Origin of the sequence: Streptomyces solicamelliae (genome assembly GCF_045348655.1) — a bacterium.
Classification (GTDB): domain Bacteria; phylum Actinomycetota; class Actinomycetes; order Streptomycetales; family Streptomycetaceae; genus Streptomyces; species Streptomyces solicamelliae.
Genome location: NZ_CP160404.1, coordinates 3950183 through 3970332, shown reverse-complemented (window position 1 = coordinate 3970332; position 20150 = coordinate 3950183). Strand labels below are relative to the sequence as shown.

Genomic DNA, 20150 nt, shown 5'->3' with positions numbered 1-20150 from the left:
GAGCGAATGAACCCGCTCCCGGGAAGCGCCGTCCTAGAGGGCGCAACTCCTCCGGCAGGGCCCGCTGGCCGCCGGAGCCAGAATCTCTCGCGGAGCCACGGGAAGCGATGTCTGTCACGGTAGATGGGGACAAATCACGATCGGTTCCGCTTTGGGTGCGACGGATCCTGAGCGGACCGCGCCCCGAGGCGGTGCCGGCCCTCGTCGGCACGGCCTGCGCCGTCATCGGCCTGATCGACGTCGCAGCCGGGGTCTTCCCCCGGTTCCGGGCCAGCCGCATGCACGCCCTCGCCGAGGTCCTCCCCGGCACCCTGGGCCCCCTGTCGGCCGCACTCTCCCTGAGCGCCGGCGTCCTGCTGCTGCTCCTCGCCCACGGCCTCAAGCGCCACAAGCGCCGCGCCTGGCGCGCCGCCGTGGTCCTGCTGCCGCTCGGCGCCGCCGCCCAGTTCACCTGGCGGCACTCCGTCCTCGGCTCCCTCCTCTCCCTGGTGCTGCTCGCCCTGCTGCTGCGCCACCGCGACCAGTTCGCCGCCCTCCCCGACCCCCGCAGCCGCTGGCGGGCACTCGCCAACTTCGTCCTCATGGGCGCCGGCTCCCTCGCCCTCGGCCTCGTCGTCGTCAGCGCCCACCCGCGCAGCATCATCGGCAGCCCCGGCCTCACGGACCGCCTGGAGCACGTCCTGTACGGGCTCGTCGGCATCGAGGGCCCCCTCGCCTACACCGGCAAGGCCGACTGGGTCGTCGGCTACTCCCTCGGCGCACTCGGCATGCTCACCGCCCTCACCACCATCTACTTCGCCTTCCGCCCCGAGCACCCGGCCGCCCGGCTCACCGAGGACGACGAGGCCCGGCTGCGCGCCCTGCTCGCCAAGCACGGCAGCCGCGACTCCCTCGGCCACTTCGCCCTGCGCCGCGACAAGGGCGTCGTCTTCTCCCCCAGCGGCAAGGCCGCCGTCTGCTACCGCGTCGTCTCCGGCGTGATGCTCGCCAGCGGCGACCCCATCGGCGACGTCGAGGCATGGCCCGGCGCCATCGAACGCTTCATGGACGAGGCCAAGGCCCACTCCTGGACCCCCGCCGTCATGGGCTGCTCCGAGACCGGCGGCGAGGTCTGGACCCGCGAGACCGGCCTCGACGCACTCGAACTCGGCGACGAGGCGGTGGTGGACGTCAAGGATTTCTCCCTGTCCGGACGGGCCATGCGCAACGTCCGGCAGATGGTGAAGCGCATCGAGCGGAACGGTTACACCACCCGCGTCCGCCGCGCCCGTGACCTCGACGACGCCGAACTCGACGCCATCCGCCGCGCCGCCGCCGACTGGCGCGGCACCGACACCGAACGCGGCTTCTCCATGGCCCTCGGCCGCATCGGCGACCCCGCCGACGGCGACGCCGTGATCGCCACCGCGCACAGGGCGGACTCCGCCACGGAAACAGACTCCGCGTACGGGGACCTCAAGGCGATCATCCACTTCGTCCCCTGGGGCGAGGACGGCATGTCCCTCGAACTCATGCGCCGCGACCGCTCCGCCGACCCGGGCATGAACGAACTCCTCATCGTCGCCGCCCTCCAGGAGTCCCCGCGCCTCGGCATCGAACGGGTCTCCCTCAACTTCGCCATGTTCCGCGCCGCCCTCGCCCGCGGCGAGAAGATCGGCGCCGGCCCGGTGCTCCGCCACTGGCGCGGCCTGCTGGTGTTCCTCTCGCGCTGGTTCCAGATCGAGTCGCTGTACAAGTTCAACGCCAAGTTCCAGCCCCGCTGGGAACCCCGCTTCGTCGTCTACCGCAAGAGCCGCGACCTGCCCCGCATCGGCTTCGCCGCCATGCAGGCCGAAGGCTTCGTGAACCTCGCCCTGCCCCGCCCCTTCGCCCGCCGCCGCCCCGCCCCGGCACCCCGGCCCTGCGCCCACATCGGCCGCATCGGCAGCGCGCACGGCGACACCGCCGCGGACCCCGAGGTCCGCGCCGCATGACCGTACGCCCGGTCGGGGGGCCGGGCGTACCGACGGCCCGTGGGGCCCGCCCCAGGGGCGGGCCCTACGCTGGACGTATGAGTACGTTGCGCGGACGGGGCACGGCCTGGGGCCTGCCGGAGTGGGACCGCTGTGCGGTCATGGGAGTCGTCAACGTGACGCCGGACTCCTTCTCCGACGGCGGCCGCTGGTTCGACACCACGACGGCCGTCAAACGCGGCCTCGACCTGGTCGCCGAGGGCGCCGACCTCGTCGACGTCGGCGGCGAGTCCACCCGCCCCGGCGCCACCCGCGTCGACGAGGAGGAGGAACTCCGCCGCGTCGTCCCCGTCGTCCGCGGCCTCGCCGCCGAAGGCGTCACCGTCTCCGTCGACACCATGCGCGCCACCGTCGCCGCCCGCGCCGTCGAGGCGGGCGCCGTACTCGTCAACGACGTCAGCGGCGGCCTCGCCGACCCGCAGATGGTCCCCGCCGTCGCCGCCGCCGAGGTCCCCTTCGTCGTCATGCACTGGCGCGGCTTCAGCGCCGGCATGAACAGCCTCGCCGTGTACCAGGACGTCGTCGGCGAAGTCCTCACCGAACTGCGCACCCGCATGGACGCCGTCGTCGACGGCGGCATCGCCCCCGAACGGATCGTCCTCGACCCCGGCCTCGGCTTCGCCAAGCTCGCCCCGCACGACCTCGCCCTCGTCGCCCACCTCGCCGAGTTCCGCACCCTCGGCCGGCCGCTGCTCGTCGCCGCCTCCCGCAAGCGGTTCCTCGGCGCCGTCCTCGCCGGCACCGACGGCGCCCCGCCGCCCGCCCGGGAACGCGACGCCGCCACCGCTGCCGTCTCCGCGATAGCCGCCCACGAAGGCGCCTGGGCCGTCCGCGTCCACGAGGTCCGGGCCACCGCCGACGCCGTGCGGGTCGCCAGGGCCGTCGAAGGAGCCCGGTGACCCACGAGACCGACACCCAGGCGGTCGCGGCCGCCAACACCGCCTTCTACGAGGCGATGGAACGGGGCGACTTCGACACGGTCTCCGCACTCTGGATCTCCGACGCCGACGGACCCCCCTACTCCGGGATCTCCTGCGTCCACCCCGGCTGGCCCCTGCTCTTCGGCCGCGGCCAGGTACTCCGCTCCTACGCCGTGATCATGGCGAACACCGAGTACATCCAGTTCTTCCTCACCGATGTCCGGGTCTCCCTCGCCGGCGACGTGGCCGTCGTCACCTGCACCGAGAACATCCTCAGCGGCGGCCCCGCCGAGGACGAGGGCGAGCTCGGCCCGCTCGTCGGACAGCTCGTCGTCGCCACCAATGTGTTCCGCCGCACATCCGACGGCTGGAAACTCTGGTCCCACCACGCCTCACCGGTGCTCACCGAGGACGAGGACGAGAGCCCGAACGACTGAAATCTCCGCCAGGGGATTGGAATCCCAGGCACCGGGTAGGCGCGACCATCAACCCCTGCGGCCACCCCGGCCACGCCCCCGTGGGACAACGCTGTCGGTCCCCGCAGGTAGATTCGAACGAGGACACCCGGCCGTCCGCACCCGGCTGGCGTGTGCACAGAACTACGACAGCAGGAGTGATTCGCGTGGATCGTGTCGCGCTGCGCGGCCTCAAGGCCCGAGGGCACCACGGCGTCTTCCCCAAGGAACGCGAAGAGGGCCAGACCTTCATCGTCGACCTCGTCCTCGGCATGGACACCCGCCCCGCCGCCGCCGACGACGACCTCACCAAGACCGTCCACTACGGCGTCGTCGCCGAGGAGGTCGTCGACGTGGTGCAGGGCGAGCCGGTCGACCTCATCGAGACGCTCGCCGAGCGCATCGCCCAGCAGTGCCTCAAGCACGACCGCGTCCAGGAGGTGGAGGTCGTCGTGCACAAGCCCGACGCACCGATCACCGTGCCCTTCGACGATGTCACCGTCACCATCACCCGGAGCCGCGTATGAACGCCACGCACAGCGACCCGACCGTGCAGCCCGTGCCGGCCTCCGTCGTCGAGACGGTCGACGCCGCGGACGTCACCCTGTCCAACCCCAAGCGGGCGGTCATCGCCCTCGGCGCCAACCTCGGCAACCGCCTGGAGACCCTCCAGGGCGCCGTGGACGCACTGGAGGACACCCCCGGCGTCCGGGTCAAGGCCGTCTCCCCCGTGTACGAGACCGAACCCTGGGGCGTCGAACCCGGCAGCCAGCCCTCGTACCTCAACGCGGTCGTCGTCGTGAAGACGACACTGCCGCCCTCCTCCCTCCTGGAGCGCGCCCACGCCGTCGAGGAGGCCTTCCACCGCGTCCGCGAGGAGCGCTGGGGCTCCCGCACCATCGACGTCGACATCGTGGCGTACGCGGACGTGGTCTCCGACGACCCCGTCCTCACCCTGCCGCACCCCCGCGCCCACCAGCGCGCCTTCGTCCTCGCCCCCTGGCACGACGTCGAGCCCGAGGCCCTGATCACCGGCCGCGGCGCCGTCGCCGACCTTCTGACCGCCGTCGGCCGCGACGGCGTCGAAGCCCGCCCCGACCTGGAACTCCGACTCCCCGAGTAGCCGTTACGCTCAGCGAGAGCTGAGCGACGACCGACCACGAAGGGCACCCGGTGAAACAACTACGGCTGAAGGTCCTCGCCGGGCTCTTCCTCGGGGCCGGGATCCTCTCGTGGGGCGCGGCCCGCCTGTGGGACGCCATCGGCACCCTGCCGAGCGTCCCGCTCGCCGCGCCGATCGTCCTGGCCGCCATCGCGGCGGTCCTGACCGCCACGGCCCTGTCGATCCGCGCCCGGCTGAAGGCCCAGCGGGACCGCCGCCCGGGCGCGAAGGGCGTCGACCCGCTGATGGCCGCCCGCGCGGTCGTGTTCGCCCAGGCCAGCGCCCTGGTCGCCGCCGTCGTCTCCGGCATGTACGGCGGCGCCGGCGTCTTCCTCCTCGGCTCCCTGGACATCCCGGCCCGCCGCGACCAGGCGATCTACGCCCTCTTCTCGGTGGTGGCCGGCATCGCGGTCATCGCCGCGGCCCTGTTCCTGGAACGGATCTGCAAGCTCCCGGAGGACGAGAACGGCAACGGAACGGGGGCGGCCGGCACGGCCCGCTGAGCCGTACCGACCGCCCCCCGCCCCCGGGACACTCCGGAACGGCTCAGCGGGCCATGATCAGGCTCATCGCCTCGGCGCGGGTCGCAGGGTCGCGCAGCTGGCCGCGGACGGCCGAGGTGATGGTCTTCGCGCCCGGCTTGCGGATGCCGCGCATCGACATGCACATGTGCTCGCACTCGACGACCACGATCACCCCGCGCGGCTCCAGGATCTCCATCAGGGAGTCCGCGACCTGTGTGGTGAGTCGTTCCTGCACCTGCGGGCGGCGGGCGTAGACGTCCACCAGACGGGCCAGCTTCGACAGCCCGGTGATCTTGCCGGACGTCGAGGGGATGTAGCCGACGTGCGCCACGCCCCGGAACGGGACGAGGTGGTGCTCACAGGTCGAGTACACCTCGATGTCCTTGACCAGCACCATCTCGTCGTGGCCGAGGTCGAACGTCGTCGTCAGCACGTCCTCGGGCTGCTGCCACAGGCCCGCGAATATCTCCTTGTACGCCCGCGCCACCCGGGCCGGGGTCTCCCGCAGCCCCTCGCGGTCCGGGTCCTCGCCGACCGCGATGAGGAGCTCTCGTACGGCGTTCTCGGCGCGCTTCTCGTCGAACTCGCCGATCGTGCCCTCGCCGTCCAGCGTCACCGGGTCGGTCATGTGTGCCTCGTTCCGTCCGAACTCTTCGGCGCGGCGAAAAGCCGCGCCCCCACAGGCTAAAACCTGTGGGGGCGCGGCTTCCATTCCGGGGGTCGAGGGGCTATGCCTCCGGGGTCTCCTCCGGGGCGACCTCGATCGCCTTCGTGGTCTCCACCGTCGCGGGGGTCGCCCCGTTCGTCAGGGCCAGCTCCTTGGGGGAGAGGACCGGCGGCCGGGTGGACGGGGTGCGGCGGGCCGAGCCGGTCCACGCCGGGCGGGCCGGGCGCTTCACGATCGGGGCGAAGATCTCGGCGATCTCCTCCTTGCCGAGGGTCTCCTTCTCGAGGAGCGCGAGGACGAGGTTGTCGAGCACGTCGCGGTTCTCGACCAGGATCTCCCAGGCCTCGTTGTGCGCGGTCTCGATGAGCTTCTTGACCTCTTCGTCGACGAGCGCGGCGACCTCTTCCGAGTAGTCGCGCTGGTGCGCCATCTCCCGGCCGAGGAACGGCTCGGTGTTGTCGCCGCCGAACTTGATCGCGCCGAGACGCTCGGTCATGCCGTACTGGGTGACCATCGCGCGGGCCGTGGCGGTGGCCTTCTCGATGTCGTTCGCGGCGCCCGTGGTCGGGTCGTGGAAGACCAGTTCCTCGGCCGCCCGGCCGCCCAGCATGTAGGCGAGCTGGTCGAGCATCTCGTTGCGGGTGGTCGAGTACTTGTCCTCGTCCGGCAGGACCATCGTGTAGCCGAGGGCCCGGCCGCGGGAGAGGATCGTGATCTTGTGGACCGGGTCGGAGTTCGGCGAGGCCGCCGCGACCAGGGCGTGACCGCCCTCGTGGTACGCGGTGATCTTCTTCTCCTTGTCCGACATGATCCGGGTCCGCTTCTGCGGGCCCGCGACCACACGGTCGATCGCCTCGTCCAGCGAGTGGTTGTCGATCAGCTTCTTGTCCGAGCGGGCGGTCAGGAGCGCCGCCTCGTTCAGGACGTTCGACAGGTCCGCACCGGTGAAGCCGGGGGTGCGGCGGGCGACGGCGCCGAGGTCGACGTCCGGAGCGACCGGCTTGCCCTTCTGGTGGACCTTGAGGATCTCCAGACGGCCCTGCATGTCCGGACGGTCGACCGCGATCTGGCGGTCGAAGCGGCCGGGGCGCAGGAGGGCCGGGTCGAGGATGTCGGGACGGTTGGTGGCGGCGATCAGGATGACGCCGCCCTTGACGTCGAAGCCGTCCATCTCGACGAGCAGCTGGTTGAGGGTCTGCTCGCGCTCGTCGTGGCCGCCGCCGAGGCCGGCGCCGCGGTGCCGGCCGACGGCGTCGATCTCGTCGACGAAGACGATGGCCGGGGCGTTGGCCTTGGCCTGCTCGAACAGGTCGCGGACACGGGAGGCGCCGACGCCGACGAACATCTCGACGAAGTCGGAGCCGGAGATCGAGTAGAACGGCACGCCGGCCTCGCCCGCGACGGCGCGTGCGAGGAGCGTCTTGCCGGTTCCGGGCGGGCCGTACAGCAGCACACCCTTGGGGATCTTGGCGCCGACGGCCTGGAACTTCGCGGGCTCCTGGAGGAACTCCTTGATCTCCTGGAGCTCCTCGACGGCCTCGTCCGAGCCGGCCACGTCGGCGAACGTGGTCTTGGGGGTGTCCTTGGTGATGAGCTTGGCCTTGGACTTGCCGAAGTTCATGACCCGGGAGCCGCCGCCCTGCATCTGATTCATCAGGAACAGGAAGACGACCACGATGAGGACGAAGGGCAGCAGCGAGAGCAGCACCGAGACGAACGGCGACTGCTTGGAGGGCGAGACGGTGTAGCCGTTCTCGATCTCACCGGCTGCGTACTTCTTCTGCAGGGTGGAGGCGAGGTCGGCGCCCTGGGTGCCGATGTAGCTCGCCTGGATCTTGTCGCTGCCGCCGTACTTGTTCTTGTCGGCGTCGTTCTTGAGCTCGACCTTGATGATCTGATCGTCGCCGGTGGTCAGCTTGACCTGGTCGACCTGGTTGTCGTCGATCGCCTGGACGACCTTGGCGGTGTCCACCGTCTTGTAGCCGCCGGACGAGCCGACGACCTGCATCAACACGACCACGGCGAGGACGGCCAGCACGATCCACATGACCGGCCCACGGAAGTATCGCTTCACGTCCATCCATACGGAGCGAGAACGCTCCGTCCCTCCTGCCCGTAGGTAAATGCTGCTATGAGAAAAAGCTGTTCTTCGGACGGTACCTCAGCCTCGGGAGCCCCGACCGCCTTCCCATGGTTCAACGGTGGGAGGGCGGCGCGGGTTCCCCGGGCGGTGTCCGGTGGGGGCAGTGTGCCTCAGCCGCCGTAGACGTGCGGGGCCAGCGTGCCCACGAAGGGGAGATTGCGGTACTTCTCCGCGTAGTCGAGCCCGTATCCCACGACGAATTCGTTGGGGATGTCGAAGCCGATCCACTTGACGTCGATCGCGACCTTGGCGGCGTCCGGCTTGCGCAGCAGGGTGCAGACCTCGAGGGAGGCCGGCTCGCGCGAGCCGAGGTTCGACAGCAGCCACGACAGGGTCAGGCCGGAGTCGATGATGTCCTCGACGATCAGGACGTGCTTGCCCTTGATGTCGGTGTCGAGGTCCTTCAGGATGCGGACCACGCCGGAGGACTGGGTGCCCGCGCCGTACGACGAGACGGCCATCCAGTCCATGGTGACGGGGGTGGACAGCGCGCGCGCCAGGTCCGCCATCACCATCACGGCGCCCTTGAGGACACCGACGATGAGCAGGTCCTTGCCCGCGTACTCCGCGTCGATCTTCGCGGCCAGCTCGGCCAGCTTCGCGTCGATCTCTTCCTTGGTGATGAGCACCGACTGGAGGTCGGTGCCCATGTCCTTCTCGTTCACCCGGGTCACTTTCGTTGCAGCTTGCGTCAGCCTTGCCGGATGACCAGTCTGCCACCCTGGCGTCGTGCCTCGACGCGTCCGGGCAGATTGATGGCGCCCTGGCCGCGCCATCCGGTGATCAGCCGGTCGACTTCTTCGATGTGCCGGGCGAACAGCGAGCCGGCGGGGGCGCCCTCGGCGATGACGGCGCGGCGCAGTACGCGGCGGCGTACGGCGGGGGGCAGGCCGAAGAGTTTCGCGCATTCGAGCACGCCGGTCTCGTCGCGTACGGCGGCCTCGGCGTCGGCGGCCCAGGTGTCGAGGGCGTCGGCGTCGTCGCGGGAGAGTTGGGCCGTCCGGGCGAGGGCTTCGACGACGCCTTTGCCGAGCGCCTTCTCGAGGGCGGGCAGGCCCTCGTGGCGGAGCCGGGAGCGGGTGTAGGCGGGGTCGGCGTTGTGGGGGTCGTCCCAGACGGCGAGTTCCTGGGCGACGCAGGCCTTGCGGACGGTCTGCCGGTCGAGCTGCAGGAAGGGGCGTCGGTAGCGGCGGGTGGCGCCGCTGACGGCCGCCATGCCGGACAGGGAGCGGATCCCGGAGCCGCGGGCGAGGCCGAGGAGGACTGTTTCGGCCTGGTCGTCGCGCGTGTGGCCGAGGAGGACGGCGGCGGCGCCGTGGCGCTCGGCGGTGGCGTCGAGGGCTGCGTAGCGGGCGTCGCGGGCGGCGGCCTCGGGTCCTCCTTCGCGGCCGACGGTGACGGCGACGGATTCGACGGGGTCGAGGCCGAGGGCGGTCATGCGGACGCAGACCTCGGCGGCGCGCAGTGCGGAGCCGTCCTGGAGGCCGTGGTCGACGGTGATGCCGCCGGCGCGGACGCCTGTCTTGCGGGCCTCGAAGGCGAGCGCGGAGGCGAGCGCCATGGAGTCGGCGCCGCCGGAGCAGGCGACGAGGACCAGCGGAGCGGGTCGGTCCGGGAGGGGGACCAGCGGAGCGGGTCGGTCCGGGAGGGGGACCAGCGGAGCGGGTCGGTCCGGGAGGGGGACGAGCGGGGTGTGCGGCGTGTGCGGAGCCTCGGCGGGCGGGTGCGCGGCCGTGTGTGCCTGGTGTTCGGTGATGACGTCGTGGAGTACGCGGCGGACCGCCAGGCGTATCGCCGCGACCGCTGGATGGGGACCCATGTCCGGTGCCCTTCGTGGAGAGGACTGCGTGGAGAGGTGAGGGGTGGCTCGGTCGGAGTCTTAACGGTCGGAAGAGGGGGTTCGGTCACTCAGAGTGCGTCGATGGTGACAGAACTCGGCCGTTACCCGAGCATTGCACGCCTACCCCTCGCCTACGGTCCCTCGGATGGGTGATGGCTGGGGCTTTCTTCCGTCATCGGCACCACCAGGCTCAGGAGTCTGCTTTACGGTGCACCCTCGCCACCCAGTCCGCGGGTTCGGCGATCTCCGCCTTGGTGGGCAGGGTGTTGGGGGAGGTCCAGATGCGGTTGAAGCCGTCCATGCCGACCTGGTCGACGACGGCGCGGACGAAGCGTTCGCCGTCGCGGTACTGGCGGAGTTTGGCGTCGAGGCCGAGGAGTTTGCGCAGGGCGAGGTCGAGGCGGGAGGCCCCGCGGGCGCGGCGCTGCTGGAACTTCTCGCGGATCTCCTGGACGGAGGGCACGACCTGGGGTCCGACGCCGTCCATGACGAAGTCGGCGTGTCCTTCGAGCAGGGACATGACGGCGGTGAGCCGGCCGAGGATCTCGCGCTGCTCGGGGGTCTGGACGAGTTCGACGAGGGACTGGGTGGGCTCGCCCTCCTCGCCCTCGGGCCGGCCGCCGACGAAGGCCTGGGCGGCCTGGCGGAGTCGTTCGAGGACGGTGGCGGGGTCGACGTCGGTGGCGGAGAGGAAGCCCTGGATCTCGCCCTGGAGGTGGTCGCGGAGCCAGGGCACGGCGGTGAACTGGGTGCGGTGGGTCTCTTCGTGGAGGCAGACCCAGAGCCTGAAGTCGTGGGGGGCGACGGCCAGTTCGCGTTCCACGTGGACGATGTTGGGGGCGACGAGGAGCAGTCGGCCGCCGCCGTCGGAGGCGGGGAGTTCGCGGGTGGCGGGGGCGAAGGTCTCGTACTGGCCGAGGACGCGGGAGGAGAGGAACGACAGGAGCATTCCGAGCTCCACGCCGGTGACCTTGCCGCCGACCGCGCCGAGCACGGCGCCTCCGGGGGTGTTGGTGCGGCGTTCCTGCATCTTGCCGAGGAGCGGGGAGAGGAGTTCGCGGAAGCCGGCGACGTTGGCGCGGATCCAGCCGGCCCGGTCGACGACGAGGACGGGGGTGTTCTCGGGCTCGTGGCCCTCGGGGATCATGCGCGTGAAGGCGCGCACGTGTTCCTCGGACGCCTTGGCGTGCCGGCGGAGTTCCGCGACGACCTCGCGTGCCTCGTCGCGGCTCACCTCCGGTCCCGGGCGTACCAGTCGGGTCGCGGTCGCGACCGCGAGGTTCCAGTCGACCATCTCGGCACCACCGATGCTCGTCATGCGTCAACCGTACGTTCTCGGGGCGCGATCGGTGAGGGTTCGCGCCGGTCGGGCGTTCGGGACGTGGATCGGTCAGCCGTTCGGGGCGAGGGCGGCGGAGAGCCGGTCGAGGGCGGGCTGTGCGGCGTACGGGGAGGGGGTGCGGCCGGCGAGGAACGCGAAGGCGAGCAGCCGCCCGTCGGCGGTGACGACGGTCCCGGCGAGGGTGTTGACGCCGGTGAGGGTGCCGGTCTTGGCGCGCACGGTGCCCGCGCCGGGGGTGGCGGCGGGGTCGGCGTAGCGGCCGGCGAGGGTGCCGGTGAAGCCGCCGACGGGGAGTCCGGTGAGGACGGGGCGGAGTTCGGGGCGGGCGGGGTCGGCCGCGCGGGTGAGGATCGTGGTGAGGGCGGCGGCGGAGAGGCGGTCGTTGCGGTCGAGGCCGCTGCCGTCGGCGAGGCGGGCTCCGGCGACGGGGACGCCGATGCTCTCGAGGCGGTCGCGGACGGCCTGCTGGGCGCCGGCGAAGCTCGCGGGCTTCTTCGCCTTGAGGGCGGTCTGGCGGGCGAGGGCTTCGGCGAGGTCGTTGTCGCTGTTCGTGAGCATGCGCTCGACGAGGGCGGCGAGGGGCCGGGAGTAGGTCCGGGCGACGGTGGTGGATCCGGCGGGGGCGCGGCCTGCCGTGGGCGCGCCCTGCACGGTGACGCCGGCGCGGCGCAGCAGTGCGGCGAAGGCGGCGGCGGTGTCGCCGGCGGGGTCGGCGCTGCGCGGTGCGGGGCCGCTGGTGGAGCCGTCGGTGCGGCCCTCGTCGAGCATGAGGGCGCTGACCGGGGCGATGTTCTCGTTGGGGCCGATGGGGTGCACGGCGGGGCCGGTGTAGCGGGAGGTGTCGTACGTCAGGGTCACCTGGGCGACGCCGCGGTCGCGCAGGGCGCGGGCGGTGCCGGCGGCGAGTCTGCGCAGCCCGGCGCGGTCCAGGGTGGGGTCGCCGCCGCCGGTGAGGGTGACGCGGCGGCCGTCGGGGGCGGCGGTGACGGTGGTGGGGATGCGGTGGCCGGGGCCGAGGGCGGTGAGCGCGGCGGCCGCGGTGGCGATCTTGACGGTGGAGGCGGGTGTCATGGGGGTCGCGGCGCCCTGCCCGTACAGCTGCTTGCCGGTGGCGACGTCGACGACGGAGGCGGTGCGCAGCGGGCCGAGGCCGGGGTTGCCGAGCAACGGGACGAGGACGGCGGCGAGGTCGGCGGGGCGGCCGGCGGCGGCCGCCGCGGCGGGGGTGCCGGCGCCGAGGGGGCCGAGGACGGCGGGGGCGCTGGGGGCGGGTTCCGGGGCGGCCGGCAGGCCCTCGGCGGCGCGGGCGGCGGCGTGATGTGCACCACCTGTCCGTTCCGCGGCGACCGCCTCGGCCCGCTCGGCCTTACGCTGACCGTTGTCCCAGGGACCGGCCGCGGCCACCGCTCCGGCGGCCAGGACGAGCCCCAGGACGGCCGAGCCCGCCGTGAGCTGCCACAGTCTCGGCTCCGGCATCGCTGACCAGCCCCTTTCGCGATCACACACCTGCGTGAGGGACACTTAATCACCGCGCGCCGTCGCGAGCATTGACATGTGTTGATTCAGGAGGAGCCACCCGTGGAGTTCGACGTTCTCATCGAGATCCCCAAGGGGTCCCGCAACAAGTACGAGGTCGACCACGAGACCGGCCGCATCCGCCTGGACCGCCGCCTCTTCACGTCGACCGCCTACCCGGCGGACTACGGGTACATCGAGAACACCCTGGGCGAGGACGGCGACCCGCTGGACGCGCTGGTCATCCTGGACGAGCCCACCTTCCCGGGCTGCCTGATCAAGTGCCGCGCCATCGGCATGTTCCGCATGACGGACGAGGCGGGCGGCGACGACAAGCTGCTCTGCGTCCCGGCGACCGACCCGCGTGTCGAGCACCTGCGCGACATCCACCACGTGTCGGAGTTCGACCGCCTGGAGATCCAGCACTTCTTCGAGGTCTACAAGGACCTGGAGCCGGGCAAGTCGGTCGAGGGCGCCGACTGGGTCGGCCGCGCCGAGGCCGAGGCCGAGGTCGAGAAGTCGTACAAGCGCTTCCAGGAGCAGGGCGGCCACTGAGCCTGCCGGCTTGATCCGCTGTCCGTGACGGGCGGCGCACCCGCGTCGGGTGCGCCGCCCGTCGCGCGTTCATACTGGGACCGACCGAGGGCCGGGCGGCGACGGGCGCCGGGCAGGGAGTGAAGGCGGAGCGAGTGGTGGCGAGTCCGGAGGGCCCGGAGGACCGGGGCGGCCCGGAGGGTCCGGACGAGGCTGCGGAGGACCGCAAGCCGCGGTCGGACGAGGCGCGCAGCGCGTTCACGCCGCCGGCCGGGGTCGAGCAGCCGGCCGCGCCGGAGGAGGACCATCCGACCTCCGAGTTCGCGCTGCCGGCGGGCGTGGAGAGCCCGGAGCCGGAGTCGTCGGCGGAGCAGGAGGGCTCCGCGTTCGCGACCCCGTCGACGTACTCGGCGCACACCTCCCCGCCCGCGTTCACGCCCGCGCAGGGCGTGCCGATGGTGCGGCTGTCGAAGGACGCGCCGTGGCAGGACCGGATGCGGACGATGCTGCGGCTGCCGGCGGCGGAGCGGCCCGTTCCGGAGCTGCCTGCGGAGGGGGAGAGCGGGCCGAACGTGCCGCGCGTGCTCGACCTCACGCTCCGCATCGGCGAGCTGCTGCTCGCGGGCGGCGAGGGCGCGGAGGACGTCGAGGCGGCGATGCTGGCGATCTGCCGCAGCTACGGGCTGGACCGCTGCGAGCCGGGCGTGACGTTCACGCTGCTGTCGATCACGTACCAGCCGTCGCTGGTGGACGCGCCGGTCACGGCGAACCGCACGGTGCGCCGGCGCGGTACGGACTACACCCGCCTGGAGGCCGTGTACCACCTGCTGGCCGACATCAACGCGCCGGACCACGAGGTCTCGCCGGAGGAGGCGTACCGGCGGCTGGCGGAGATCCGGCGCAACCGGCACCCGTACCCCGGCTGGGTGCTGACCACGGCGGCGGGTGTGCTGGCGGGGGCGGCGTCGGTGCTGCTCGGCGGCGATCTGACGGTGTTCCTCGTGGCGGCGCTGGGCGCGGTGCTCGGCGACCGGCTGGCGTGGCTGTGCGCGGGGCGCGGGCTGCCGGAGTTCTACCAGTTCCTGGTGGCGGCGATGCCGCCGGCGACGCTGGGGGTGCTGCTGACTCTGCTGCACGCGGATCTGCGGCCGTCGGCGGTGATCACCGGTGGTCTGTTCGCGCTGATCCCGGGGCGGGCGCTGGTCTCGGCGGTGCAGGACGGTCTGACCGGCTTCTACATCACGGCCTCGGCCCGGCTCCTGGAGGTCGGGTACTTCTTCGTGGCGATCGTCGTGGGCGTGCTGTCGGTGCTGTACGTGGCGGTGCAGTTCGACGCCAATCTGAACCCGGAGGGGACGCTGCTGCCGGTCGAGCGGCCGGTGGTGCAGATCCTGGCGGCGATGGTGCTGTGCCTGACGTTCGCGGTGCTGCTGCAGCAGAGCCGGGCGACGGTGTGGATCGCGACCCTGAACGGGGGCGTGGCCTGGGTGGTGTACGCGTCGATCGCGGTGACGGCGGGCGGCTCGTCGGTGATGGCGACGGCGGTGGCGGCCGGTCTGGTGGGTCTGTTCGGCCAGCTGATCGCCCGGTACGAGCACTCCTCGTCGCTGCCGTACGTGACGGCGGCGATCGGGCCGCTGCTGCCGGGTTCGGCGACGTACTTCGGGGTGCTGGCGATCGCCCAGAACAATCTGGACCAGGGCTTCACCTCGCTGGCGAAGGCGGCGGCGCTGGCCCTGGCGATCGCGATCGGGGTGAACCTGGGCGGCGAGCTGGCCCGCATGTTCATGCGGGCCCCGGGTGTGGGCGCGGCCCGCCGCGCGGCCAAGCGGACGCGCGGCTTCTAGCTCGTACGGCTGCTGCTAGCGCTTGGCGTGGCGGCCGCGGCCGCCACCGCCCTGGCCCTGGCCCTGGGCCGGCGGGGTCTCGTCGCCGGCCGCTTCGGCCTTCTTGGCCTGGGAGCGGGCCCGCAGGAACTCGATGACGATCGGCAGCACGGAGATCAGCACGATGAGGATGAGGATGGCCTCGATGTGCCGGTGCACGAAGTCGATCTTGCCGAGGGAGGCGCCGAGCAGCGTCACGCCGGCGCCCCACAGGACTCCGCCGATGATGTTGAACGTGATGAACGAGCGGTAGTTCATCCGGCTCACGCCGGCGATGATCGGCGTGAAGGTGCGCACGATCGGCACGAAGCGGGCCAGGATCAGCGACTTCGGGCCGTGCTTCTCGAAGAAGACGTGCGCCTTCTCCACGTTCTCCTGCTTGAAGAGCTTGGAGTCCGGGCGCTTGAACAGCGCGGGGCCGACCTTGCGGCCGAAGAGGTACCCCACCTGGTCGCCGATGATCGCGGCGGCCACCACCAGCGTGCAGACCAGCCACAGCGGGGAGTCCAGCTTGCCGGTGGTGACCAGCAGGCCGGTGGTGAACAGCAGTGAGTCACCGGGCAGGAAGAAGCCGATGAGGAGTCCGGACTCGGCGAAGACGATGACCAGGACACCGATCAGACCGAAGGTCTGGATCAGATAGTCCGGGTCCAGCCAGCTCGGGCCGAGGGCAAGCGTGTTCACGGGTTGCGGGCTCCAGGGTCGCGTGCGGGGCGGGGACGGCCGCCCCAAGGTACCAACGCTTCCTGAACGGCCCGGGTTCCACGGGTGCCCCCCGGTGCCCGTGGAACCGCGCACGGGATGCGGCGGCCACGCTCCGGGGTGAGCCTGTCGCCATGAGTATCGACGAGTACGGCGGCGGGCAGGGCCCGCACCCCGACGTCCTGGTGGTCACGACGAACGACGTGCCCGGGTACGAGGTCAGGGAGGTGATCGGCGAGGTCTTCGGCCTGACCGTCCGGTCCCGGCACATCGGCAGCCAGATCGGCGCGGGTCTGAAGTCCCTGGTCGGCGGCGAGCTGAAGGGCCTGACGAAGACCCTGGTGGAGACCCGCAACCAGGCCATGGGGCGCCTGGTGGAGCAGGCGAAGGCACGCGGCGCGAACGCGGTCCTGATGTTCCGCTTCGACGTCTCGGAGGCCGCGGACGTGGGCACGGAGGTGTGCGCGTACGGCACGGCCGTGGTGCTCGCCCCGAAGGTCTGACCCGAAGGTCCGATCTGCTCGCCTCGAAGGTCCGACCGGGGCCGGGAGCCGTACGGGGAACGGGGCCCTCGTTCCCCGTACGGACCAGGGCCTGTCCGGCGGATCAGGGTCGGACAGGCCGCGGCGTCTGGTGCGGTGCATCGCAAGGCGCCGGAGCGTCTCGATAGCGGAGCTATTGGGGCGTTTCGGCAACGCGGCGAGGTGCCGTGCCAGGCGGCGCGGACCCGGCCATGATCCGCCGGGCAGGCCCTAGGCGGCGTCCGGGGTGTGGCCGTGGCGCCGGGCGTTCGCGTGGATCGCGTCGCGCAGGTGCCGGGCCATGCCGGGGCGGATGGCGTCGTAGAACGCGGTGAAGCGCTCGTCCGCGACGTACATGTCGCCCAGGCAGGTGTGCATGTGGAGGTCGCACTCGTAGTACCAGGCGTTGATGTTCTGCCGGTGCTCCTCGGCCAGGTCCATGGCACGCGCGCCGTCCGCGGGCTCGCCCTCGGACATCAGGGCGTCGTAGCGGCGGCCCCAGTCCTCGTTCTGCTCCTGCATGCGCTGCCAGTCCGCCTTGGTGTAGCGGGCCGTGCGGCGCTGGGACTCCTTGTACGCGTCGGTGTCGCCCCAGCGGGCCTCGGTCTCCTCGGCGTACTGCTCGGGGTCGTTGTCCCCGAAGACCTCGAACTTCTCCTCGGGCGTGAGGTTGATGCCCATCTTCTTCGCCTCCATGGCGTGCTCGACGGCCTCGGCCATCTTCTGGAGCTCGGCGATCCGGGTGGTGAGCAGCTCGTGCTGCCGCCGCAGGTGTTCCTGCGGGTCCGCCTCGGGATCGTCGAGCAGGGACGCGACCTGCTCCAGCGGGAAGCCCAGTTCCCGGTAGAACAGGATCTGCTGCAGCCGGTCGAGGTCGCCGTCGTCGTAGCGCCGGTGTCCCGCGTGGCTGCGCGCGCTCGGGGAGAGCAGTCCGATCTCGTCGTAGTGGTGCAGCGTGCGCACCGTGACCCCGGCGAAACCGGCGACCTGTCCCACGGCGTAGCTCATGGCCCTCGCTCCCTTCGTGCGTTCGGGAACCAGCGTGCCGCCTCACGCGGCGTGAGGTTCAAGCGCGTACACGCCGGATTTTCGGGATGTTGTGTCGCATTTGCCCCTTTATGGTGGGGCGGTGGCCCCTGACAGCCCCTCAGCAGACCCCGGCGGACCCGCCGCACCGGCCGGACCGCCCCCGCCGGCCGGACCCGCCGCACCCTCCGCACCCACCCCGCCGCCCGCGACGCCCGCACGGCAGCTGCTGCGGCTGGTCGTGCCCGCGGTCGTGGTCGGGGCGCTCGCGAGCCTGCTCTTCCTGACGATCAGCGGGCTCGCCGAGAACCTCCAGGGCGTCCTGTGGGAGACCCTGCCCGACGCGCTCGGCATCGGCCGGTACTCCTCCCTGTGGATCATCGTGATGCTCACGGCCACCGGCATCGCGGTCGGCCTGGTCGTCTGGAAGGTCCACGGGCACGCCGGCGAGGACCCGGCCGAGGCCGGCCTCGGCGGGGCGCCGGTGCCCCCGGGCACCGTCCCGGGCCTGCTGGTCGCCACGATGCTGGCGCTGGCCGGCGGGGTCAGCCTCGGCCCCGAGTACCCGATCATCGCCGCCAACATCGCGCTCACGTACTGGCTGGGCCGCCGCGTCCTGCCCGGCGCGCCCGGGGCGCTGTGGGTGTCGCTCGCCTCGGCCGCCACCATCGGCGCCCTGTTCGGCACGCCGGTCGCCGCCGCCCTGGTGATCTCCGAGGCGCTCACCCAGCAGCCGGGTCCCGCGCACGCCTCCCTGTGGGACCGGCTGTTCGCGCCGCTGGCCGCCGCCGGGGTCGGTGCGATGACCACCACCCTCGTCGCGCATCCCAGCTTCGACATGGACCTGCCCGTCCTCACCCACCCGGGCTGGGGTGACCTGCTGGCCGCCCTGATCGTCGCCACCCTCGGCGCGGTCCTCGGCCTGGCGGGCTGCTACGCCTTCCCGCCGCTGCACAGCGCCTTCCAGCGGCTGCGCCACCCGATGGTGATGCTGCCGGTCGGCGGGCTACTGCTGGGCCTGCTGGGGGCCCTGGGCGGCCCGCTGACGCTCTTCAAGGGCCTGGACGAGGTCAAGGAGCTCACCTCCGACATCGGCGCCTACTCGTCCGGGGAGCTGGCGAAGTTCACGGTGATCAAGCTCGTCGCCCTGCTGGTCGCCGCCGCCTGCGGCTTCCGCGGCGGCCGGATCTTCCCCGCGGTCTTCGTCGGCGCCGCCTTCGGCCTGCTCGTCCACGCCCTCGTCCCCGAGGTGGACCCCTCGGTCGCGGTGGCCTCCGGCGTCCTCGGCGTGCTCCTCGCGACCACCCGGCAGGGCTGGGTCAGCCTCTTCACCGCCGCCGTGCTCGCCGCCTCCCCCGCCATGCTCGCGCTGCTCTGCCTGGCGTCCCTGCCCGCCTGGCTGGTCGTCACCGGCCGGCCGCAGCTCGAACTCGACCACGCCGGCCACAGCCGGCACTGACCCGACGACCCCACTGGAGTACCCATGCCGCTGCACAAGGGCTCGCCCGAACCGGACCGCCGGCCCTCCGTCAACCCGTTCTTCGGGGAGGCCAACCCCGTCGGCGGCATGACCGAGGCACCGCCCGAACACCGGCTGCCCGACGGCCCGCTGCCGCCGATGAGCGCGTACCAGCTCGTCCGCGACGAGCTGATGCTGGACGGCAACGCCCGGCTCAACCTCGCCACCTTCGTCACCACCTGGATGGAGAACCAGGCCGGGGTGCTGATGGCCGAGTGCCGCGACAAGAACATGATCGACAAGGACGAGTACCCGCGCACCGCCGAACTGGAGCGCCGCTGCGTCTCCATGCTGGCCGACCTCTGGCACGCCCCCGACCCGTCCTCCGGCGTCGGCTGCTCCACCACCGGCTCCAGCGAGGCCTGCATGCTCGCCGGCATGGCCCTCAAGCGCCGCTGGGCGGCCCGCAACAAGGACCGCTATCCGAGCAGCGCCCGGCCCAACCTCGTCATGGGCATCAACGTGCAGGTCTGCTGGGAGAAGTTCTGCAACTTCTGGGAGGTCGAGGCCCGCCTGGTGCCGATGGAGGGCGAGCGCTTCCACCTCGACCCGCAGGCCGCCGCCGACCTCTGCGACGAGAACACCATCGGCGTCGTCGCCGTGCTCGGCTCCACCTTCGACGGCTCGTACGAGCCCGTCGCCGAGCTCTGTGCCGCCCTGGACGCCCTCCAGGAGCGCACCGGGCTCGACATCCCCGTCCACGTCGACGGGGCCTCCGGCGCCATGGTCGCACCCTTCCTCGACGAGGACCTGGTCTGGGACTTCCGGCTCCCCCGGGTCTCCTCGATCAACACCTCCGGCCACAAGTACGGCCTGGTCTACCCGGGCGTCGGCTGGGCGCTGTGGCGCTCCGCCGAGGAACTGCCGCAGGAGCTGGTGTTCCGGGTGAACTACCTGGGCGGCGACATGCCGACCTTCGCACTGAACTTCTCCCGGCCCGGCGCCCAGGTCGTCGCGCAGTACTACACGTTCCTGCGGCTCGGCCGGGAGGGCTACCGCGCGGTCCAGCAGACCTCCCGGAACGTCGCCCGCGGCCTCGCCGAACGGATCGAGGCCATGGGCGACTTCCGGCTGCTGACCCGCGGCGACCAGCTGCCGGTGTTCGCGTTCACCACCGCGGACGACGTCACCGCGTACGACGTCTTCGACGTCTCGCGGCGGCTGCGGGAGAACGGCTGGCTGGTGCCCGCGTACACCTTCCCCGCCAACCGGGAGGACCTGTCGGTGCTCCGGGTGGTCTGCCGCAACGGCTTCTCGGAGGACCTGGCGGGGCTGTTCGTGGACGACCTGAACCGGCTGCTGCCGGAACTGCGCCGCCAGCCGGGCCCGTTCACCGCGGACCGGCAGGCGGCGACATCGTTCCACCACTAGGCGCGGCGGCT

19 protein-coding genes are annotated in these 20150 nt (G+C 72.0%); 11 read left to right on the top strand and 8 right to left on the bottom strand.

The features are described 5' to 3' along the window. The first annotated feature begins 107 nt into the window (after window positions 1-107). The 6 genes from ABZO31_RS18490 (at window position 108) to ABZO31_RS18465 (ending at window position 5052) form a co-directional block, all read left to right on the top strand. On the top strand, window positions 108-1973 hold the full coding sequence (locus ABZO31_RS18490) for a phosphatidylglycerol lysyltransferase domain-containing protein (protein ID WP_406862337.1): 1866 nt from the start codon (window positions 108-110) through the stop codon (window positions 1971-1973). Between the two features lie 77 nt (window positions 1974-2050). After that, complete coding sequence (gene folP / locus ABZO31_RS18485) at window positions 2051-2911, top strand: dihydropteroate synthase (protein ID WP_406862336.1); 861 nt, start codon at window positions 2051-2053, stop codon at window positions 2909-2911. Beyond that, window positions 2908-3369, top strand: coding sequence for a nuclear transport factor 2 family protein (locus ABZO31_RS18480; protein WP_406862335.1), 462 nt, complete (start codon window positions 2908-2910; stop codon window positions 3367-3369). Before folP ends, ABZO31_RS18480 begins: the two co-directional genes overlap by 4 nt. Before the next feature lie 185 nt (window positions 3370-3554). After that, the gene (gene folB / locus ABZO31_RS18475) at window positions 3555-3914 is read left to right on the top strand and encodes a dihydroneopterin aldolase (protein WP_406862334.1); all 360 of its coding nucleotides are present in this window, start codon (window positions 3555-3557) and stop codon (window positions 3912-3914) included. Further along, window positions 3911-4510 (top strand): 2-amino-4-hydroxy-6-hydroxymethyldihydropteridine diphosphokinase, encoded by a 600-nt coding sequence (folK, locus tag ABZO31_RS18470; protein WP_406862333.1) that lies wholly within the window; start codon window positions 3911-3913, stop codon window positions 4508-4510. The genes folB and folK overlap by 4 nt, the downstream gene beginning before the upstream one ends. A 50-nt stretch (window positions 4511-4560) precedes the next feature. Beyond that, on the top strand, window positions 4561-5052 hold the full coding sequence (locus ABZO31_RS18465; protein ID WP_406862332.1) for a DUF3180 domain-containing protein: 492 nt from the start codon (window positions 4561-4563) through the stop codon (window positions 5050-5052). A gap of 43 nt (window positions 5053-5095) precedes the next feature. Here the strand turns inward: ABZO31_RS18465 and folE are convergent, their stop codons facing one another. The 6 genes from folE to dacB form a co-directional block, all read right to left on the bottom strand. Next, the gene (gene folE / locus ABZO31_RS18460; protein WP_406862331.1) at window positions 5096-5701 is read right to left on the bottom strand and encodes a GTP cyclohydrolase I FolE; all 606 of its coding nucleotides are present in this window, start codon (window positions 5699-5701) and stop codon (window positions 5096-5098) included. A gap of 100 nt (window positions 5702-5801) precedes the next feature. Continuing rightward, window positions 5802-7820, bottom strand: a complete 2019-nt coding sequence (gene ftsH, locus ABZO31_RS18455; RefSeq protein WP_406862330.1) for an ATP-dependent zinc metalloprotease FtsH — start codon at window positions 7818-7820, stop codon at window positions 5802-5804. Window positions 7821-7993: 173 nt separating this feature from the next. Beyond that, window positions 7994-8533 (bottom strand): hypoxanthine phosphoribosyltransferase, encoded by a 540-nt coding sequence (hpt, locus tag ABZO31_RS18450; protein ID WP_067161225.1) that lies wholly within the window; start codon window positions 8531-8533, stop codon window positions 7994-7996. 41 nt (window positions 8534-8574) lie between these two features. Then, the gene (gene tilS / locus ABZO31_RS18445; protein ID WP_406862329.1) at window positions 8575-9702 is read right to left on the bottom strand and encodes a tRNA lysidine(34) synthetase TilS; all 1128 of its coding nucleotides are present in this window, start codon (window positions 9700-9702) and stop codon (window positions 8575-8577) included. Window positions 9703-9913: 211 nt separating this feature from the next. Beyond that, entirely contained in the window at window positions 9914-11041 is a 1128-nt protein-coding gene (locus tag ABZO31_RS18440) for a zinc-dependent metalloprotease (RefSeq protein ID WP_406862328.1), read from the bottom strand. A 72-nt stretch (window positions 11042-11113) separates the two neighbouring features. Next, a complete protein-coding gene (gene dacB / locus ABZO31_RS18435; RefSeq protein ID WP_406862327.1) occupies window positions 11114-12541 on the bottom strand; it encodes a D-alanyl-D-alanine carboxypeptidase/D-alanyl-D-alanine-endopeptidase in 1428 nt (475 codons plus the stop codon). Between the two features lie 102 nt (window positions 12542-12643). Here dacB and ABZO31_RS18430 point away from each other — a divergent pair, with 102 nt between their 5' ends. Continuing rightward, entirely contained in the window at window positions 12644-13135 is a 492-nt protein-coding gene (locus ABZO31_RS18430) for an inorganic diphosphatase (RefSeq protein ID WP_318104352.1), read from the top strand. 134 nt (window positions 13136-13269) lie between these two features. Further along, on the top strand, window positions 13270-14961 hold the full coding sequence (locus ABZO31_RS18425; RefSeq protein ID WP_406862326.1) for a threonine/serine exporter family protein: 1692 nt from the start codon (window positions 13270-13272) through the stop codon (window positions 14959-14961). 15 nt (window positions 14962-14976) lie between these two features. On the opposite strand, the gene ABZO31_RS18420 is transcribed toward ABZO31_RS18425, so the two are convergent. After that, window positions 14977-15684: a DedA family protein gene (locus ABZO31_RS18420; protein WP_406862325.1), complete on the bottom strand. Its 708-nt coding sequence runs from the start codon at window positions 15682-15684 to the stop codon at window positions 14977-14979. A 152-nt stretch (window positions 15685-15836) separates the two neighbouring features. On the opposite strand from ABZO31_RS18420, the gene ABZO31_RS18415 reads away from it, so the two are divergent. Beyond that, a complete protein-coding gene (locus ABZO31_RS18415; RefSeq protein WP_406862324.1) occupies window positions 15837-16205 on the top strand; it encodes a YbjQ family protein in 369 nt (122 codons plus the stop codon). 249 nt (window positions 16206-16454) lie between these two features. On the opposite strand, the gene ABZO31_RS18410 is transcribed toward ABZO31_RS18415, so the two are convergent. Further along, window positions 16455-17231: a MerR family transcriptional regulator gene (locus ABZO31_RS18410; protein WP_406862323.1), complete on the bottom strand. Its 777-nt coding sequence runs from the start codon at window positions 17229-17231 to the stop codon at window positions 16455-16457. 244 nt (window positions 17232-17475) lie between these two features. On the opposite strand from ABZO31_RS18410, the gene ABZO31_RS18405 reads away from it, so the two are divergent. Both ABZO31_RS18405 and ABZO31_RS18400 read left to right on the top strand, forming a co-directional pair. After that, entirely contained in the window at window positions 17476-18708 is a 1233-nt protein-coding gene (locus tag ABZO31_RS18405; protein WP_406865395.1) for an ion channel protein, read from the top strand. 24 nt (window positions 18709-18732) lie between these two features. Beyond that, window positions 18733-20139: a glutamate decarboxylase gene (locus ABZO31_RS18400; RefSeq protein WP_406862322.1), complete on the top strand. Its 1407-nt coding sequence runs from the start codon at window positions 18733-18735 to the stop codon at window positions 20137-20139. The last annotated feature ends 11 nt before the right edge of the window (window positions 20140-20150 follow it).

What these genes read in the sequence shown, in the direction of transcription:
- dacB (WP_406862327.1), bottom strand. Translation starts at nt 12,541, where the DNA reads ATGCCGGAGCCGAGACTGTGGCAGCTCACGGCGGGCTCGGCCGTCCTG.
- folP (WP_406862336.1), top strand. Translation starts at nt 2,051, where the DNA reads ATGAGTACGTTGCGCGGACGGGGCACGGCCTGGGGCCTGCCGGAGTGG.
- ABZO31_RS18410 (WP_406862323.1), bottom strand. Translation starts at nt 17,231, where the DNA reads ATGAGCTACGCCGTGGGACAGGTCGCCGGTTTCGCCGGGGTCACGGTG.
- ABZO31_RS18440 (WP_406862328.1), bottom strand. Translation starts at nt 11,041, where the DNA reads ATGACGAGCATCGGTGGTGCCGAGATGGTCGACTGGAACCTCGCGGTC.
- folE (WP_406862331.1), bottom strand. Translation starts at nt 5,701, where the DNA reads ATGACCGACCCGGTGACGCTGGACGGCGAGGGCACGATCGGCGAGTTC.
- ABZO31_RS18400 (WP_406862322.1), top strand. Translation starts at nt 18,733, where the DNA reads ATGCCGCTGCACAAGGGCTCGCCCGAACCGGACCGCCGGCCCTCCGTC.
- ABZO31_RS18415 (WP_406862324.1), top strand. Translation starts at nt 15,837, where the DNA reads ATGAGTATCGACGAGTACGGCGGCGGGCAGGGCCCGCACCCCGACGTC.
- folK (WP_406862333.1), top strand. Translation starts at nt 3,911, where the DNA reads ATGAACGCCACGCACAGCGACCCGACCGTGCAGCCCGTGCCGGCCTCC.
- ftsH (WP_406862330.1), bottom strand. Translation starts at nt 7,820, where the DNA reads ATGGACGTGAAGCGATACTTCCGTGGGCCGGTCATGTGGATCGTGCTG.
- tilS (WP_406862329.1), bottom strand. Translation starts at nt 9,702, where the DNA reads ATGGGTCCCCATCCAGCGGTCGCGGCGATACGCCTGGCGGTCCGCCGC.
- ABZO31_RS18490 (WP_406862337.1), top strand. Translation starts at nt 108, where the DNA reads ATGTCTGTCACGGTAGATGGGGACAAATCACGATCGGTTCCGCTTTGG.
- hpt (WP_067161225.1), bottom strand. Translation starts at nt 8,533, where the DNA reads ATGGGCACCGACCTCCAGTCGGTGCTCATCACCAAGGAAGAGATCGAC.